We start from the raw sequence: 14,591 nt of genomic DNA, 5'->3' as shown, positions 1-14,591 counted from the left end.
TTTGTACAAACCCCTAGCACAAAGAATGAAGCAATACTACTTCTATACTTTCATAATAGCTGTTTTCCTAACGTTTGCTGCTCCAAATGCAGTTTATGCTCAGGATACTACCAGCCTGGGGAATAAAACCGAAATTCCTATAGAAGGCCTATCTATTTATCCTAATCCGGTTACCAACGGAAAAGTCTACATTAGCACTTCACAAAACAAGGACAAGGATATTGAGATTTATAATGTTTTAGGGAAGCCTGTACAACGTACAAAATTAAGAGGAAAAGAGCTTGATGTGTCCGATCTTAGCGCAGGGATCTATATTCTAAAAATTAAGGAAGAAAAAGCTACGGCAACCAGAAAATTGGTGGTGCGGTAATTCGCTTTGCAATAGGTTCCTAAAAAATCTACCAGTAAACTATCTAAAGCCAAGCCCACGAGGCATTCGTTGGAAATAAACTTTTAATTTCAAGGCAAGCTTTAAAGTCACAATAATTACCGTCATAAACCGCGATTATCAAGTAAAGTTATTTACGGCAAACTGCTACCCAATATTTCTTACCTTCGCTTTTCTAAATTCCTATAAGAATGCTAGCTGAAAGAATTTTTAATATTTCTAGCCAACAGGATTTTGACGAGATTAGCCTTGAAGTTTTTTCTTATCAGTTTCAACATAATCCTGTTTATAAAGAGTTTTGTTTATTACTACAACGTACTCCTCAAAACGTTTTTCTGGTAGAAGATATTCCATTTTTACCCATAGAATTTTTTAAAAAAAAGAAAATTGTTTCTTCGCGAGCCAAAACTGAAATTACTTTTACCAGTAGCGGAACTACCGGCAACACTACCAGCAAGCATTACGTTACCGATTTAAGGGTTTACGAAGAAAGCTTTTTTAAAGCTTTTAAAGAATTTTATGGAAATCCCGAAGAAATGGTAATTTTAGCACTTCTACCCTCTTATTTAGAACGCCAGGGTTCGTCATTAATCTATATGGCCGATAGCTTAATAAAACGCAGTAAGCACCCCGAAAGCGGCTTCTATCTTGACAATCTTAAAGCTCTACAAGAACAACTTAAAGTCTTAGATAAAAACGGTAAAAAAATCTTGTTGTTAGGAGTGTCATTTGCATTGCTGGATTTGGTAGAAACCTACGATTTTCAGCTAAAAAATACCATAATCATGGAAACCGGTGGAATGAAGGGAAGACGTAAAGAAATGATTCGCGAAGAATTGCACAAGGTTCTTGCCAACGGATTTGGAGTAAGCAAAATTCATAGTGAATATGGAATGACAGAATTACTTTCGCAAGCCTACTCTACTGGCGATGGTATTTTTGAGACTCCTGCCTGGATGAAACTTCTTATACGCGATCCCGAAGATGCCCTAAATTACCTCCCACATAACAAAACCGGCGGCATAAACGTAATAGATCTGGCAAATTTTAACTCTTGTTCATTTATAGCCACACAGGATTTAGGGAGAAAAAAAGATAAAAACCTCACAGAGATTCTTGGAAGGTTTGATAATAGCGATATTAGAGGGTGCAACCTCTTAATCCTATAAAATAATTAAGAAAAACATTAGCTAATAAAAACTTAAAAATCAAGCAGTTATAGTTAAAAAATATTAAACTCTGTAATTTTTCAGGGGTTTTATCGACTTACTATATGTAAGATGACAATTCAATAAACTGCGTTGATTCTTACAACTAAGTGAAATTTTTTCATATTAGATTGGTTAGTTAGTTGCAAGCCCCGCAAACATCCTGTTTACGGGGTTTTGTATTTATCTACACCACTCTAATTATATAGGTATTTTTCTTTCCTTTATTAAGAATTACATATTTATTATTAATAAGATCATTTGTGGTAATGGTGTAATCCTCTTTTACCTTTTCTTTATTTACAGAAACAGAATTTTCTTTAAGGGCTCTTCTGGCTTCACCATTAGACTGTAAAAAATTGGTTTTAGCAGCTAGAGCTCCAATCATATCCAAGCCGGCTTCTATTTCGCTTTTAGTAATTTCGGCCTGGGGAACCCCTTCAAAAACATCTAAAAAAGTAGCTTCATCTAAAGATTTTAAATCGGTAGCGGTACTTTTTCCAAAGAGCACTTCAGAAGCTTTTAAAGCATTCTCATAATCTTCTCTAGAATGCACCATAACAGTCACTTCTTCTGCTAAAGTTTTTTGCAGCAAACGCATATGAGGGGCTTCTTTATGCTCCTTTACAATTTTTTCAACCTCTTCCTTATTTAAAAGAGTAAATATTTTAATATACTTTTCGGCATCAACATCACTGGTATTTAGCCAGTATTGGTAGAATTTATAGGGAGAAGTACGCTTGGGATCAAGCCAAACATTCCCACCTTCAGTTTTCCCAAATTTAGTCCCATCGGCTTTGGTTATCAGCGGGCAGGTTAAAGCATAACCTTTCCCATTACCTATACGCCTAATCATCTCTGTACCGGTGGTAATATTACCCCATTGGTCGCTACCACCCATTTGCAGCGTGCAATCCTTTTCTTTGAATAAATGCAGAAAATCGTAGCCCTGCACCATTTGATACGTAAATTCGGTAAAAGACATTCCTTCGGCAGCGTCAGAAGTTAATCGTTTCTTAACCGAATCTTTGGCCATCATATAATTTACAGTAATATGCTTGCCTACATCACGAATAAACTCAAGAAAACTAAAGTTTTTCATCCAGTCGTAGTTATTCACCATCACCGCGGCATTTTCTTCATCCTTTCCAAATTCCAAAAATTTAGAAAGCTGGTTTTTTATTGCCTGTTGATTATGCTGCAAAGTCTTTTCATCCAGTAGATTTCGTTCTGCAGATTTTCCAGATGGATCGCCAATCATTCCTGTAGCACCACCAATTAAAGCATAAGGTTTATGCCCACACAACTGAAAATGCTTAAGCATCATAACACTCACTAAATGGCCTATATGAAGAGAATCTGCAGTGGGATCTATTCCAACATAGGCAGATCGCATTGCTTCTTTTAAATGCTCTTCGGTACCAGGCATTACATCATGCAACATACCTCTCCAGGTAAGCTCTTCTACAAAGTTCTTATTCATAATTCTAATAATTTTGCACAAAAATAATAGTATCTCCCTTAAAGCCAGCACCACAAAAGCACTATTAACGAAAATTTTAAACTTCAGTAAAAAGCCGGGAGAAATAAAATAGGATTAAGAAGTAAAGATACTATAAACTCTTATTTTTCCTAAGTGGTTTTGGTATATTTACCACATGATTTTAGTTACAGGCGGTACCGGACTTGTAGGTTCACATTTATTGTTGAATTTATTAAAAGCCGGTAAAAAAATTAGGGCTCTTCACAGAAAAAATAGCGATCTAGCAGCAGTTGAGCGTGTTTTTAAATATTATACTTCTATAGAAGAAGCAACAAGCCTATTCAAAAAGATTGAATGGTTTGAAGCCGATATCACAAATATACCTCAACTCAATAAAGCTTTCGAGAATGTAGCCTATGTTTATCATTGTGCAGCACTGGTTTCTTTTAATCCTAAAGATGACAAAAAGCTTAGAAAAATTAATATTGAAGGTACTGCGAACATAGTTAATCTTTGCATCGCATTTAATATTAAGAAGTTGTGTTACGTAAGTAGTGTGGCTGCCCTTGGAAAAAGTTTAAAAAACAAGGAAATTAACGAAGGAAGTATTTGGAACCCCGAAGAAGACCACAGCGACTACGCCATATCTAAGTATGGTGCCGAAATTGAGATTTGGCGAGGCACCCAGGAAGGTGTTCCTACCGTAATTGTAAAGCCCGGGATTATTATTGGACCGGGGTTTTGGAGAGAAGGTACCGGCCAAATTTTCTCAAAAATTAATAAGGGAATGAAATATCACTTCCCCAAAACAGCTGGTTTCGTTGGCGTAAAGGATGTAGTTTATGCAATGCAACAACTAATGGAGAGCGAGATTAAAACCGAAGATTACATATTGGTCTCAGAAAATCTTAGCTTTAAAACGGTTTTTGACCTAACCGCCACTGCATTAAACAAGCCTACGCCTAAAAAAGAACTCAAAAAATGGATGCTATGGATGGGATGGTTTTTCCAGAAAATTGGCGGCTTTTTTGGTGCAAAAAGAAGCATTACAAAAAATACGGTGAAGACTTTATTTCAGGATAGTTTTTATACCAACCAAAAGATTAGGCAACATATTGATTTTAAATTTACCCCAGTAAAAGAAGTAATTATTGAAACAGCTAAGTTTTATAAAAAGACAACACCTAATTTCTAGACACCGGCGTAGTAAGACTATCACCAACCGGTTTAGTTTCAATAAGGCTGTCTTTTTCTTTTGTAATTGTATCTGGCAACCCCTCAAAATCTGGCTCTATAGTATCTCCCGCTTTCTTTAAAGAATCTTTTCTCGCGGTAGCAATAGAGTCTTTAATCCTCTTTTCCTGTAGCTGCAGAGTATCTAATTTCACTTTCAGCCTTTCAAAACCCTGCTTTACACTATCATAAATACGCTGATAAATTTCATAATTATCAGCGTAATAATCGTTGCTACGTTTAAACTGAAGACTATCTATATTATACTTTTTGAATATATATTCCTGACCTTGAATCCCGGTACTTTCAAAAATACGTTTACTAAAGTTCCTTGCAGATTGCAACAGGGAAATTTCTGTAATAATATCCACCATTTTATCTTCAGGGATAAGGTTTTCCGGTTTTTCAGATTTTTCAATATTCTGGCAGGCGACAAATGTCGCAACAACACATAGCAGTAAAATAATTTTCTTCAACATATTATCTATCAAACTGCAAACGCTCTGCTACCGGAGCAAAAGCCTGATGCTTGAAATTTCTATATACTAAATTTCCATTTACAAAGGTATGAGTTACCCTAGATTTAAAAGTCACGCCCTCAAAAGGAGACCAGCCACACTTATACTGAATATTATCTGCCTGAACCGACCAGGGTGCATTAAGATCTACCAGGACTAAATCGGCTTTATAACCTTCCCTAATAAATCCGCGATCTTTTATTTGAAACAAGATTGCCGGATTATGGCACATTTTTTCAACAATTTTCTCTAAAGAAATTTTTTCCTGGTGATAGAATTGTAACATTGCTGCAAGTGAGTGCTGCACTAATGGGCCACCGCTTGGGGCTTTGGTATATACATTTTTCTTTTCTTCTTTGGTATGTGGTGCGTGATCTGTAGCCACCACATCCAACAAATCGTTATTTAAAGCTTTCATCAAAGCTTCCTGATCTTGTTTAGTCTTTACAGCAGGATTCCATTTTATTAAGGTTCCTTTTTTCTTATAATCTGAATCATTAAACCAAAGATGATGAATACAAACCTCTGCAGTTATTTTCTTGTCTTTTAGCTTTTGTTTATTGCTAAATAAACTTAATTCTTTTTCTGTAGAAACATGAAACACGTGTAATCTGGCTCCTGTTTTCTTGGCAAGCGCCACAGCTCGGGAAGAAGATTTATAACACGCCTCGGCACTTCTAATATTAGGATGTTCTTCAATTGGAATATCATCTCCATAACGTTCTATATATTCCTGAAGGTTATTTTGTATGGTTTCTTCATCTTCGCAATGAACAGCGATAAGCAAAGGGGATTTTGAAAAAATTTGCTCCAAGACTTTTTCATTATCTACCAACATATTACCTGTAGAAGAACCTAAAAACAATTTTAGAGCCGCTGTAGTTTTAGGATCTACCTTTAGAATCTCTTCCAGGTTATCGTTGGTTCCACCAAACATAAAAGAATAGTTAGCATAAGATTTAGCTTCAGCCAGTTTAAACTTTTCTTCAAGTTTTTCGATGGTAGTTGTTTGTGGAAGCGTATTGGGCATTTCTATAAAAGAGGTAATTCCCCCGGCCACTGCTGCCTTCGAACCCATTTCTATGTTTTCTTTATGGGTAAGTCCCGGTTCTCTAAAATGCACCTGATCGTCTATTACTCCGGGTAGTAAATGCGTACCTTCGGCATCAAAGATTTGTACATCTGGGGATTTAGCACTAATACTTTCTGAAATTTCTACAATAATTCCGCCTTCAATAAAAACATCGGCTTCAATTATTTTACCCTCATTTACAATCTTCGCATTTTTTATTAAGACCTTCTTCATTTCAATTTAATCTGCTTAAAAAGACTTTTTATCTTCATTATTATTACACCAAAAATAGCTTCGGAAATTATAGAGCCACTCATTTTCGAGGTTCCTTGTGTTCTATCGGTAAATATCACAGGAACTTCCTCTAATTTATATTTTAACAAATATGCTTTAAACTTCATTTCTATCTGAAACGCATAGCCCACAAACTGTATACTATCCAGGTCTATAGTTTCGAGCACTTTCCGTTTATAACAAATAAAACCGGCCGTGGTATCATGAATATCCATACCGGTAATAAATCTTACATATTTAGACGCCAACCAGGATAATAAAACCCTGCTCATAGGCCAGTTAATTACGTTTACACCGGTAACATAGCGGGAACCTATAGCCACATCGGCATCATTCCTTTTACAGGTATTAAACAATCTTACCAGGTCGTTTGGGTTATGGGAAAAATCGGCATCCATCTCAAAAACATATTCATAATCCCGTTGTAAGGCCCATTTAAAACCGTGAATGTAAGCAGTTCCCAAACCAAGTTTCCCTACTCTCTCTTCAAGAAAAAGACTATCGTGAAACTCGGCTTGCAATGTTCTAACCCTGGTTGCGGTGCCATCTGGAGAGTTATCGTCTACCACCAAAATATGAAATTCTTTCTGCTGCGAAAACACATTTCTAACCAGGCGCTCAATGTTTTCAATCTCATTATAGGTGGGTATAATAACTATCCCCTTTACCATCTTACCAGTTTTTGCACAAATGTAGGCATTTTAAATCTTCGTTTCCCTTCTTAATCTTCAAGTTTTAACCTCAAAATAATTATACATTTGCATAAAAATTTTAATACTGGAAGCTGTAGAAAGACATATAAGCTCTATAGATTGGATTACCCTAACCTTAATGGGGGCATTCCTAATATTAGCCATCGTGAGAACCGCATATCCGCAGCGGTTCGACGATTTTATGTCCCTACTTGCCTCTAACAAATTTATGGTGTTTAGAGGAAAAAAGAACAAGGCTTTTCATCCTTTTAACATATTGCTTTTCTTTATTCACCTTATCTCTTTCTCGCTTATTTTTTTCCTGTTTTTTAATTTCTTTTGGGCAGAATCGTCTTTAGAGCCGCTTTTTTTATTCATTAGAATTGCCACCGCTTATGCTAGTTTTGTATTGTTAAAGTTTGGGCTGGAGAAAATTATTGGGAACGTTTTTTATTTAGACGCCCAGATAGACGCCTACCTCTATCAAAAAATAAGCTATCGAAATTTCATAGGACTTGTATTATTAATTCCGGGTTCAATATTTATTTACACCTTTACTCCTACTGCCTTGATCTTATATAGCTTGTTAGGTATTTTAGTCCTATCCAATATATTTAGCCTGTTATTGATTTACAGAAAAAATCAAAGTCTTATTACAGCTAATTGGTTTTATTTTATTTTGTACCTTTGCGCTCTCGAAATTTCCCCTTATATTATTTTGTACAAGCTAATTACAATTTAAAAAAGGGATAAAATAAAAGTATTGACATATGAAAGTGAAAACAATTTTAGTTTCCCAACCCGAGCCTAAAGTAGAAAACTCTCCTTATTTTGAGCTTGAGGAAAAACAAAAAGTAAAAATTGATTTCATCCCTTTTATCCATGTAGAAGGCGTTTCTTCTAAAGAGGTTCGCCAGCAGAAAGTAGATCTTAGCCGCTATTCAGCTATTATTCTTACTAGCCGTAACGCTGTAGATCACTTCTTTAGGATCGCCGAGGATTTACGTTACAAAGTGCCAGATAGTCTTAAATACTTTTGTTTGAGTGAAGCCGTAGCCTATTATCTACAAAAATATGTGGTGTATAGAAAACGAAAAATTTATGTAGGAAAAAGAACCTTTGCCGATCTTTCTCCGCTTATAAAGAAATATAAGAACGAGAAATTCTTATTACCCTCTTCAGATATGCTTAAGCCAGATGTTCCTAAAACCTTAAACAAACTAGGTGTGGAGTGGAAACAGGCAACCTTTTACAAAACTGTGGTAAGCGATCTATCTGACCTGCGGGACGTAACTTATGATATTTTGGTTTTCTTTAGCCCAAGCGGTATAAAATCATTATTCGAAAATTTTCCCGATTTTAAACAAAATCAAACTAAAATAGCAGTATTTGGCAACACCACTATCAAAGCGGCCAAGGAGCACGGGCTAACCGTAAACATAAAGGCTCCAACACCAGATACCCCCTCTATGACTATGGCGCTGCAAAAATATATTGCAGAAACCAACAAGAAATAAACCTATAGAAGAATTTTAAACCTCAATTATTGAGTTAAGATTACCTTCCATTTATATATTTTTTTAATAAAAAATCCGGTACAATTTGCACCGGATTTTTTTTTGAATTCAATTAACTAATTAAAAACAATGCTAAGAGGAAGTTGGCCCGCCGGCCATAATTTCATCATTAGCATATTCTTCAAATTTTTTAAAGTTTGTTTTAAAGGAATTTGCCAATTCCAGGGCTTTTTTATCGTAAGCAGTTTTATCTTCCCAGGTAGCTTTCGGGTTTAGAACCTCATCTGGAACATTAGGGCAGTGTACAGGCATTTGCAAACCAAAAACCTGGTGAGCAGTAAAGTCTACATCTGCTAACTCCCCTTGAAGTGCAGCACTAATCATGGCACGGGTATATTTAAGTTTCATTCGGTTACCGGTTCCATAAGATCCACCTGTCCAACCGGTATTAATTAGCCATACATTCACACCTGCCTCCTTCATTTTAGCGCTTAGCATCTCGGCATATTTAGTGGGATGTAATGGCATAAAAGGCGCACCAAAACAAGCCGAAAAGCTTGGCAAGGGCTCTTCAATACCGGCTTCTGTACCTGCAACTTTAGCAGTGTAACCGCTTATAAAATGATAAGCAGCCTGCCCGGGGGTAAGTTTACTTATAGGAGGTAACACTCCAAAGGCATCTGCCGCCAGGAAAAAAATATTTCTGGGATTATCGCCTACCGAAGGCACCTGAATGTTATCTATATGATGAATAGGGTAACTTACCCTTGTATTTTGAGTAATGCTTGTATCAGTAAAATCTACATTGCCCTCATCATCTAGTATAACATTCTCTAAAATGGCGCCCGGTTTTATAGCCCGGTATATCTCCGGTTCATTTTCTTCAGTAAGATTAATCACTTTAGCATAACACCCACCTTCAAAATTAAATATCTTATTTTCTTTAGTCCAACCGTGCTCGTCATCACCAATAAGTCGGCGGTTCGGGTCTGCAGAAAGAGTGGTTTTTCCGGTTCCTGAAAGTCCAAAAAATATAGCGGTATCTCCATCCTCTCCTACATTGGCGGAGCAGTGCATTGGAAGTGTATCTTTATAAACCGGCAGAATAAAATTTAAAGCCGAAAAAATCCCTTTTTTTATCTCCCCGGTATAACCGGTTCCTCCAATTAAAGCAATTTTTTTACTAAAGTTAAGAATCGCAAAATTCTCCTGCCTTGTCCCATCTACTTCAGGGTTTGCTTTAAAGCCGGGAGCGTTTAAAACCAACCAATCTTCTTTAAAGTTGTTCAGTTCACTTTCCTTTGGGCGTAAAAACATATTATAAGCAAACATATTAGACCAGGGATATTCGTTAATAAGCCTAATATTTAAGCGATACTCATCTTCTGCACACGCATAAGCATCACGTGCATAAATTTCTTTATCAGAAAGATACGAAGCCACTTTAGCATAAAGTTTATCAAACTTATCTGCATCAAAAGGGATATTGATGTCTCCCCACCAAACTTTATCACGAGTCACTTCATCTCTTACAATAAATCGGTCTTTTGGAGATCTTCCTGTAAATTTACCGGTATTAATTGCTAAAGCACCAGAATTTGTTTCTGTTCCAAGGTCATGTTCAATGGTATCATAATGAAGTTCTTCAGGAGATAATTGGTAATGTACCCTATTGGTTTTAATTCCATATTTCTCTAACGAAATCGTTTTCGTAGTTTGGGTATGTACATCCATAAATAAAAATGTGTGGTTTGTTTATGGATACAAAATTATAAATCTTATAGAGATAAACTGCTAAACTTTCTTAAAATTATTTGCGCTTTATTTTAATAAATTCAATCAATAAAAATACCCAGCCCCCTATTAATAACGTGCCACCAAGCGGGGTAACTAATGCAATACCAGTGAAATCTATAGGTGTTAAATTATTGGTTGCAAGCAAATAAATTGATCCTGAAAAGCAAATCACACCAAATAAAAGCAAGAAAAAAACCTGTTTTCGAAAGTTGAATTGCTTGCGCTGCACACTTCCCAATAAAAGAAATAACAAAGCATGGTACATTTGGTATTTTACTCCAGTTTCAAATGAATTAATAGCCGCTTCGCTCAGTAAAGGTTTTAAGCCATGTGCAGCAAAAGCTCCAATTATTACCGATAAAAGCCCAAAAAAAGCTCCTGTTATTAAAAATCTTCTATCCATTTAGGTGATTTTTTATCAATTAAATATTTAATACATTCGTAACCACCACACAAAATTAGTTTATTTTATGAAAGAGATCTTAATAATAGGGGCGGGAAAATCTACTTCTGTCTTAATTGAACATCTTTTGTCTAAAACCGAGACCGAAGATTTATTTTTAAAAATTGGAGACATCGACCTTGAAAATGCTAAAAAAGCATGCAAAGACAAAAATCATTGCAAGGCATTTCATTTAGATGTTTTTAATGCGGAAGCCAGGGAAAATGCTGTGAAAAATGCCGATATCGTGATTTCTATGCTTCCGGCAAGATTTCATATTGAAGTTGCCAAAGCTTGTGTAAAGTTCAAAAAAAACATGGTGACCGCTTCCTATATCAGCAAAGAAATGAAAGCTTTAGATGCTGATGTAAAGAAAAACGGACTCATATTTATGAATGAAATTGGGGTAGATCCCGGCATAGATCATATGAGTGCTATGCAGGTAATAGACCGAATTAGGGCAAAAGGCGGGAAAATCCTCCTATTTGAATCCTTTACCGGAGGGCTTGTTGCCCCAGAAAGCGACACCAATCTTTGGAATTACAAATTCACCTGGAACCCAAGAAACGTGGTAGTTGCCGGACAAGGAGGCGTTGCAAAATTTATACAGGAAGGAAAGTATAAATATATCCCATATCACCGTTTGTTTAGAAGAACTGAACTTTTAGAAATAGAAAATTATGGGAAATTTGAAGGCTATGCTAATAGAAACTCTCTGGATTATATGAGTATTTACGGCCTTGATGATGTACTAACACTTTACAGGGGCACCATTAGAAGGGTTGGTTTTAGCCGCGCCTGGAATATGTTTGTACAGCTGGGAATGACAGATGATAGCTTTAGCATAAAAGATTCAGAAAATATGAGCTATCGTGATTTTGTGAATTCCTTTCTCCCCTATTCCCCTACAGATTCTGTAGAGCTTAAACTTAGACACAACCTTAAAATAGACCAGGACGACCTTATGTGGGAAAAGCTGTTAGAATTAGACATCTTCAATAGAGATAAAAAAATAGGTATTAAAGAAGCTACTCCCGCCCAGGCTCTTCAAAAAATTTTAATGGATAAATGGAGCCTTGCCCCAGATGATAAAGATATGATTGTGATGTATCATAAATTTGGCTACGAACTCAATGGAAAGAAAAAACAGATAGACGCCACTATGGTACATATTGGAAAAGACCAGGCAGAAACTGCAATGGCTAAAACGGTAGGCCTTCCAGTAGCAATAGCTACTTTAAAAATTTTAAAGGGAGAGATAACCAGCCCGGGGGTTCAACTTCCCATAAAAAAGGAAGTTTACGAACCTATATTGCAAGAATTGGAAAAGCACCATATTGTTTTTAAAGAAAAAGAAACCGAATATTTGGGATATAACCCTTTTGGTGAAGTAGGAAATTAAATTTTTGAATTCAATTTCCTACTTTAGCTTTTTAACCCAACAAACCCCACCAATGAAAGTAGTAAACGAAAATGTTGTTATAGATGGTATAGATAAAACCATTTTAAATTTCCTAATGGAAGATGCCAAGAAACCTATTCTTGAAATTGCAAGGATTATTGGCATTACAGGTGCAGCTGTACACCAACGTTTGCGAAAATTGGAGAAAGCCGGTTTAATTGAAGGCTCGAAACTTATGATAAACCCTCGCTTGCTTGGTTATAAAACTTTGGCTTTTGTGGGGGTTTATTTAGATAAAGCTGTTAGTAATCCGCAAGCTGTAAAGCAGCTTAGCGAAATCCCTGAAGTAATAGAATGCCACTATACAACCGGTAACTGGTCTATTTTCATAAAAATTCTATGTAAAGATAACGAGCATTTAATGCAAGTATTGAATAAAAACATTCAAGCTATTGAAGGTATATCACGCACAGAAACCTTTATTTCTTTAAATCAGCAAATAAAAAGGCAAATCAAAATTTAATTCTTTGGATTTATTCTAAATAAGAATTAATTTTGGCGTCAGTATGAAAGTATTATACCAGTCGCAATTCTTTACTTCTTATCAATGCGATAAGAAACGATGCTTTTTTATAGCGTTTCCCCATAAAACAATTCAGCTTGGTTTTTGCCAGTTGTTGGCATTTAGGCAGCAGGTAAATAAAATTGATTTGGAAACACATTTTAACGGAGAAAATCATCACGGAATGGAAATGTTAATGCTTTGTAACCGCCAGCATTTCTTTATATTTAATACTTTAGAAAGCATAGACCTTAAAGAATTTATTACCGGCACTTTTGCTATGCTGGAACTCAACTCCCTTTTAACCACATCAGCTTAAAAGCTGCACTTTAGACTATTTCTAAATTCAATTTGCAATTAGGTTCTTAGTTTCTGTTTGGCTAATTTTATAAAAAATGAACCATGAAAGATTTAGTAAGACAAAAATTAAGCATCCATGTAGATATCATGGACCTTTTAAACAAACAAATTGAAAAAGAGGCACATTCCTCTTCGGCTTATTTAGCAATGGCCTCCTGGTGCGACCATAATGCCCTAAGCTATAGTGCCGATTTCTTTTATGAACAGTCTCTGGAAGAAAGGGAACATATGATGAAAATCTTTAGGTACATTAATGATAATGGCGGCACTGCATTTTCTCCGGAAGTGAACAATATAAATCACGATTTTAAATCTTTGGAAGAAATTTTTGAAACGGCTTTAGACCAGGAGATTTCTATTACCAAATCTATTCACAACCTGGTGGGAAAATGCCGAAAACTAAACGATTATACGACAGAGCATTTTCTACAATGGTTTATCCAGGAGCAAATGGAGGAAGAACAAACCATGCGCCGTGCACTAGAGTTATTTGATCTTATGGGAACCGATGGTCTGGGGCTTAAATTACTGGATGAACGCATTCCACAAATTAGAGAAAAACGCCCTGAATAGGCTTTAGAGTTAAAGTATAAATTTTGAAATTTAGCTTCCTTTTACATCCTTATTCTGAATTTATTTCAAAATCTAAATCGCTCAATATCAAAACTTTTTTAGAAGTTGAAACTAGTTCAGCTTGATGAATAAAGGCTTTCTAATTATAATAAAAGAAAACCCGCTTCAGTTGAAGCGGGTTTTCTTTTGTTATTTTCCGAAGAAATAATTTCAATATTAGTCTCTTCCCATATAAATGCTAAGGAAATAAAGTAAGGTTGCTAAAGAACCAACTGCAGCAACCACATAGGTTCTGGCTGCCCATTTTAAAGAATCTTCGGCTGCCTTATGCTCTTCGCCCGAAACCATATTCTCGGTTTCTAACCAGGCCAGGGCACGTTTACTGGCATCATATTCTACCGGAAGGGTAATAAAGCTAAATAAGGTTCCCATTCCAAACATTATAATTCCTAAAAGCAATACAGTACTTCCAATAGCCGTTGTTGCCATTAGGATTAAACCTCCAAAAATAACCCATTGCGAAAATCTTGAGGCTACACTTACCACCGGCACCAACTGACTTCTCATGGTTAACCAGCTGTAGGCATTTGCATGCTGTATAGCGTGACCGGTTTCGTGAGTGGCCACTGCCGCTGCAGCAGCGTTTCGCTGGCTATAGACCCCTTCAGAAAGGTTGATGGTCTTTTTTTGCGGATTGTAATGATCGGTTAACATTCCCGGCGTAGAAATAACTTTTACATCGTGAATATTATTATCACGCAACATCTTTTCGGCCAGCTCCTTTCCGCTCATGCCATTCTGCAAATGAACCTTTGAGTATTTTTTAAATTTGCTTTTCAGCCTGTTACTCACATACATGCTCACTATAAAAATAAGCCCGGCAATTATATAATATCCTAACATAGTTTTATTAATTTTTAGTGTTTCAAAGATAGCAAAAACCTCGCCATTTAAAATCTTAAGTATGTATGTCACGATAAATTAAATTGGAATAATTTTAACTGAATTCAAGCTTCGGCTTCCACAAAAAAATTAGTAATTAGCGGAAGA

16 protein-coding genes are annotated in these 14,591 nt (G+C 36.0%); 9 read left to right on the top strand and 7 right to left on the bottom strand.

Annotated features, from left to right (window positions below; genetic code table 11):
* Window positions 1-25 precede the first annotated feature (25 nt).
* The gene (locus GUB10_RS04020) at window positions 26-370 is read left to right on the top strand and encodes a T9SS type A sorting domain-containing protein (RefSeq protein ID WP_193710159.1); all 345 of its coding nucleotides are present in this window, start codon (window positions 26-28) and stop codon (window positions 368-370) included.
* 209 nt (window positions 371-579) lie between these two features.
* Window positions 580-1,557, top strand: coding sequence for an acyl transferase (locus tag GUB10_RS04015; protein ID WP_193710158.1), 978 nt, complete (start codon window positions 580-582; stop codon window positions 1,555-1,557).
* A gap of 226 nt (window positions 1,558-1,783) precedes the next feature.
* On the opposite strand, the gene tyrS is transcribed toward GUB10_RS04015, so the two are convergent.
* Window positions 1,784-3,079, bottom strand: a complete 1,296-nt coding sequence (tyrS, locus tag GUB10_RS04010) for a tyrosine--tRNA ligase (RefSeq protein ID WP_193710157.1) — start codon at window positions 3,077-3,079, stop codon at window positions 1,784-1,786.
* A 175-nt stretch (window positions 3,080-3,254) separates the two neighbouring features.
* On the opposite strand from tyrS, the gene GUB10_RS04005 reads away from it, so the two are divergent.
* Window positions 3,255-4,274 (top strand): NAD-dependent epimerase/dehydratase family protein, encoded by a 1,020-nt coding sequence (locus tag GUB10_RS04005; protein ID WP_193710156.1) that lies wholly within the window; start codon window positions 3,255-3,257, stop codon window positions 4,272-4,274.
* On the opposite strand, the gene GUB10_RS04000 is transcribed toward GUB10_RS04005, so the two are convergent.
* From GUB10_RS04000 to GUB10_RS03990, 3 genes are read right to left on the bottom strand one after another with little or no spacing between them, the layout of a single operon-like run.
* Window positions 4,264-4,791, bottom strand: a complete 528-nt coding sequence (locus GUB10_RS04000; protein ID WP_193710155.1) for a DUF4296 domain-containing protein — start codon at window positions 4,789-4,791, stop codon at window positions 4,264-4,266. The genes GUB10_RS04005 and GUB10_RS04000 overlap by 11 nt on opposite strands.
* Window position 4,792: 1 nt before the next feature.
* A complete protein-coding gene (locus GUB10_RS03995) occupies window positions 4,793-6,136 on the bottom strand; it encodes a dihydroorotase (protein ID WP_193710154.1) in 1,344 nt (447 codons plus the stop codon).
* Window positions 6,133-6,867: a polyprenol monophosphomannose synthase gene (locus tag GUB10_RS03990; RefSeq protein ID WP_193710153.1), complete on the bottom strand. Its 735-nt coding sequence runs from the start codon at window positions 6,865-6,867 to the stop codon at window positions 6,133-6,135. The genes GUB10_RS03995 and GUB10_RS03990 overlap by 4 nt, the downstream gene beginning before the upstream one ends.
* An 85-nt stretch (window positions 6,868-6,952) precedes the next feature.
* On the opposite strand from GUB10_RS03990, the gene GUB10_RS03985 reads away from it, so the two are divergent.
* Together GUB10_RS03985 and GUB10_RS03980 are read left to right on the top strand one after the other, a co-directional pair.
* Entirely contained in the window at window positions 6,953-7,630 is a 678-nt protein-coding gene (locus tag GUB10_RS03985; RefSeq protein ID WP_370591074.1) for a DUF4271 domain-containing protein, read from the top strand.
* A gap of 28 nt (window positions 7,631-7,658) precedes the next feature.
* Window positions 7,659-8,405, top strand: coding sequence for a uroporphyrinogen-III synthase (locus GUB10_RS03980; protein WP_193710151.1), 747 nt, complete (start codon window positions 7,659-7,661; stop codon window positions 8,403-8,405).
* A gap of 132 nt (window positions 8,406-8,537) precedes the next feature.
* Here the strand turns inward: GUB10_RS03980 and pckA are convergent, their stop codons facing one another.
* Complete coding sequence (gene pckA / locus GUB10_RS03975) at window positions 8,538-10,139, bottom strand: phosphoenolpyruvate carboxykinase (ATP) (RefSeq protein ID WP_193710150.1); 1,602 nt, start codon at window positions 10,137-10,139, stop codon at window positions 8,538-8,540.
* 76 nt (window positions 10,140-10,215) lie between these two features.
* Window positions 10,216-10,605: a DUF423 domain-containing protein gene (locus GUB10_RS03970; RefSeq protein WP_193710149.1), complete on the bottom strand. Its 390-nt coding sequence runs from the start codon at window positions 10,603-10,605 to the stop codon at window positions 10,216-10,218.
* 67 nt (window positions 10,606-10,672) lie between these two features.
* Here GUB10_RS03970 and GUB10_RS03965 point away from each other — a divergent pair, with 67 nt between their 5' ends.
* The 4 genes from GUB10_RS03965 (at window position 10,673) to GUB10_RS03950 (ending at window position 13,541) form a co-directional block, all read left to right on the top strand.
* Window positions 10,673-12,046: a saccharopine dehydrogenase family protein gene (locus tag GUB10_RS03965; protein ID WP_193710148.1), complete on the top strand. Its 1,374-nt coding sequence runs from the start codon at window positions 10,673-10,675 to the stop codon at window positions 12,044-12,046.
* A 52-nt stretch (window positions 12,047-12,098) separates the two neighbouring features.
* Entirely contained in the window at window positions 12,099-12,569 is a 471-nt protein-coding gene (locus GUB10_RS03960) for an Lrp/AsnC ligand binding domain-containing protein (protein ID WP_193710147.1), read from the top strand.
* A 43-nt stretch (window positions 12,570-12,612) separates the two neighbouring features.
* A complete protein-coding gene (locus GUB10_RS03955; RefSeq protein ID WP_193710146.1) occupies window positions 12,613-12,927 on the top strand; it encodes a hypothetical protein in 315 nt (104 codons plus the stop codon).
* A gap of 83 nt (window positions 12,928-13,010) precedes the next feature.
* Window positions 13,011-13,541 (top strand): ferritin, encoded by a 531-nt coding sequence (locus tag GUB10_RS03950; RefSeq protein ID WP_193710145.1) that lies wholly within the window; start codon window positions 13,011-13,013, stop codon window positions 13,539-13,541.
* Between the two features lie 216 nt (window positions 13,542-13,757).
* Here GUB10_RS03950 and GUB10_RS03945 read toward each other — a convergent pair whose 3' ends face one another.
* Window positions 13,758-14,444: a zinc metallopeptidase gene (locus GUB10_RS03945; RefSeq protein WP_193710144.1), complete on the bottom strand. Its 687-nt coding sequence runs from the start codon at window positions 14,442-14,444 to the stop codon at window positions 13,758-13,760.
* Window positions 14,445-14,591 lie beyond the last annotated feature (147 nt).

Source organism: Salegentibacter sp. BLCTC (assembly GCF_015143665.1).
GTDB classification, from domain to species: domain Bacteria; phylum Bacteroidota; class Bacteroidia; order Flavobacteriales; family Flavobacteriaceae; genus Salegentibacter; species Salegentibacter maritimus.
Note: the sequence above shows the minus strand (reverse complement) of the source record. Positions and strands in the feature narration are given on the sequence as shown.

What these genes read in the sequence shown, in the direction of transcription:
- pckA (WP_193710150.1), bottom strand. Translation starts at nt 10,139, where the DNA reads ATGGATGTACATACCCAAACTACGAAAACGATTTCGTTAGAGAAATAT.
- GUB10_RS03990 (WP_193710153.1), bottom strand. Translation starts at nt 6,867, where the DNA reads ATGGTAAAGGGGATAGTTATTATACCCACCTATAATGAGATTGAAAAC.
- GUB10_RS04000 (WP_193710155.1), bottom strand. Translation starts at nt 4,791, where the DNA reads ATGTTGAAGAAAATTATTTTACTGCTATGTGTTGTTGCGACATTTGTC.
- GUB10_RS04015 (WP_193710158.1), top strand. Translation starts at nt 580, where the DNA reads ATGCTAGCTGAAAGAATTTTTAATATTTCTAGCCAACAGGATTTTGAC.
- tyrS (WP_193710157.1), bottom strand. Translation starts at nt 3,079, where the DNA reads ATGAATAAGAACTTTGTAGAAGAGCTTACCTGGAGAGGTATGTTGCAT.
- GUB10_RS03970 (WP_193710149.1), bottom strand. Translation starts at nt 10,605, where the DNA reads ATGGATAGAAGATTTTTAATAACAGGAGCTTTTTTTGGGCTTTTATCG.
- GUB10_RS03955 (WP_193710146.1), top strand. Translation starts at nt 12,613, where the DNA reads ATGAAAGTATTATACCAGTCGCAATTCTTTACTTCTTATCAATGCGAT.
- GUB10_RS03965 (WP_193710148.1), top strand. Translation starts at nt 10,673, where the DNA reads ATGAAAGAGATCTTAATAATAGGGGCGGGAAAATCTACTTCTGTCTTA.
- GUB10_RS03960 (WP_193710147.1), top strand. Translation starts at nt 12,099, where the DNA reads ATGAAAGTAGTAAACGAAAATGTTGTTATAGATGGTATAGATAAAACC.
- GUB10_RS03950 (WP_193710145.1), top strand. Translation starts at nt 13,011, where the DNA reads ATGAAAGATTTAGTAAGACAAAAATTAAGCATCCATGTAGATATCATG.
- GUB10_RS04005 (WP_193710156.1), top strand. Translation starts at nt 3,255, where the DNA reads ATGATTTTAGTTACAGGCGGTACCGGACTTGTAGGTTCACATTTATTG.
- GUB10_RS03945 (WP_193710144.1), bottom strand. Translation starts at nt 14,444, where the DNA reads ATGTTAGGATATTATATAATTGCCGGGCTTATTTTTATAGTGAGCATG.
- GUB10_RS03980 (WP_193710151.1), top strand. Translation starts at nt 7,659, where the DNA reads ATGAAAGTGAAAACAATTTTAGTTTCCCAACCCGAGCCTAAAGTAGAA.
- GUB10_RS03995 (WP_193710154.1), bottom strand. Translation starts at nt 6,136, where the DNA reads ATGAAGAAGGTCTTAATAAAAAATGCGAAGATTGTAAATGAGGGTAAA.
- GUB10_RS04020 (WP_193710159.1), top strand. Translation starts at nt 26, where the DNA reads ATGAAGCAATACTACTTCTATACTTTCATAATAGCTGTTTTCCTAACG.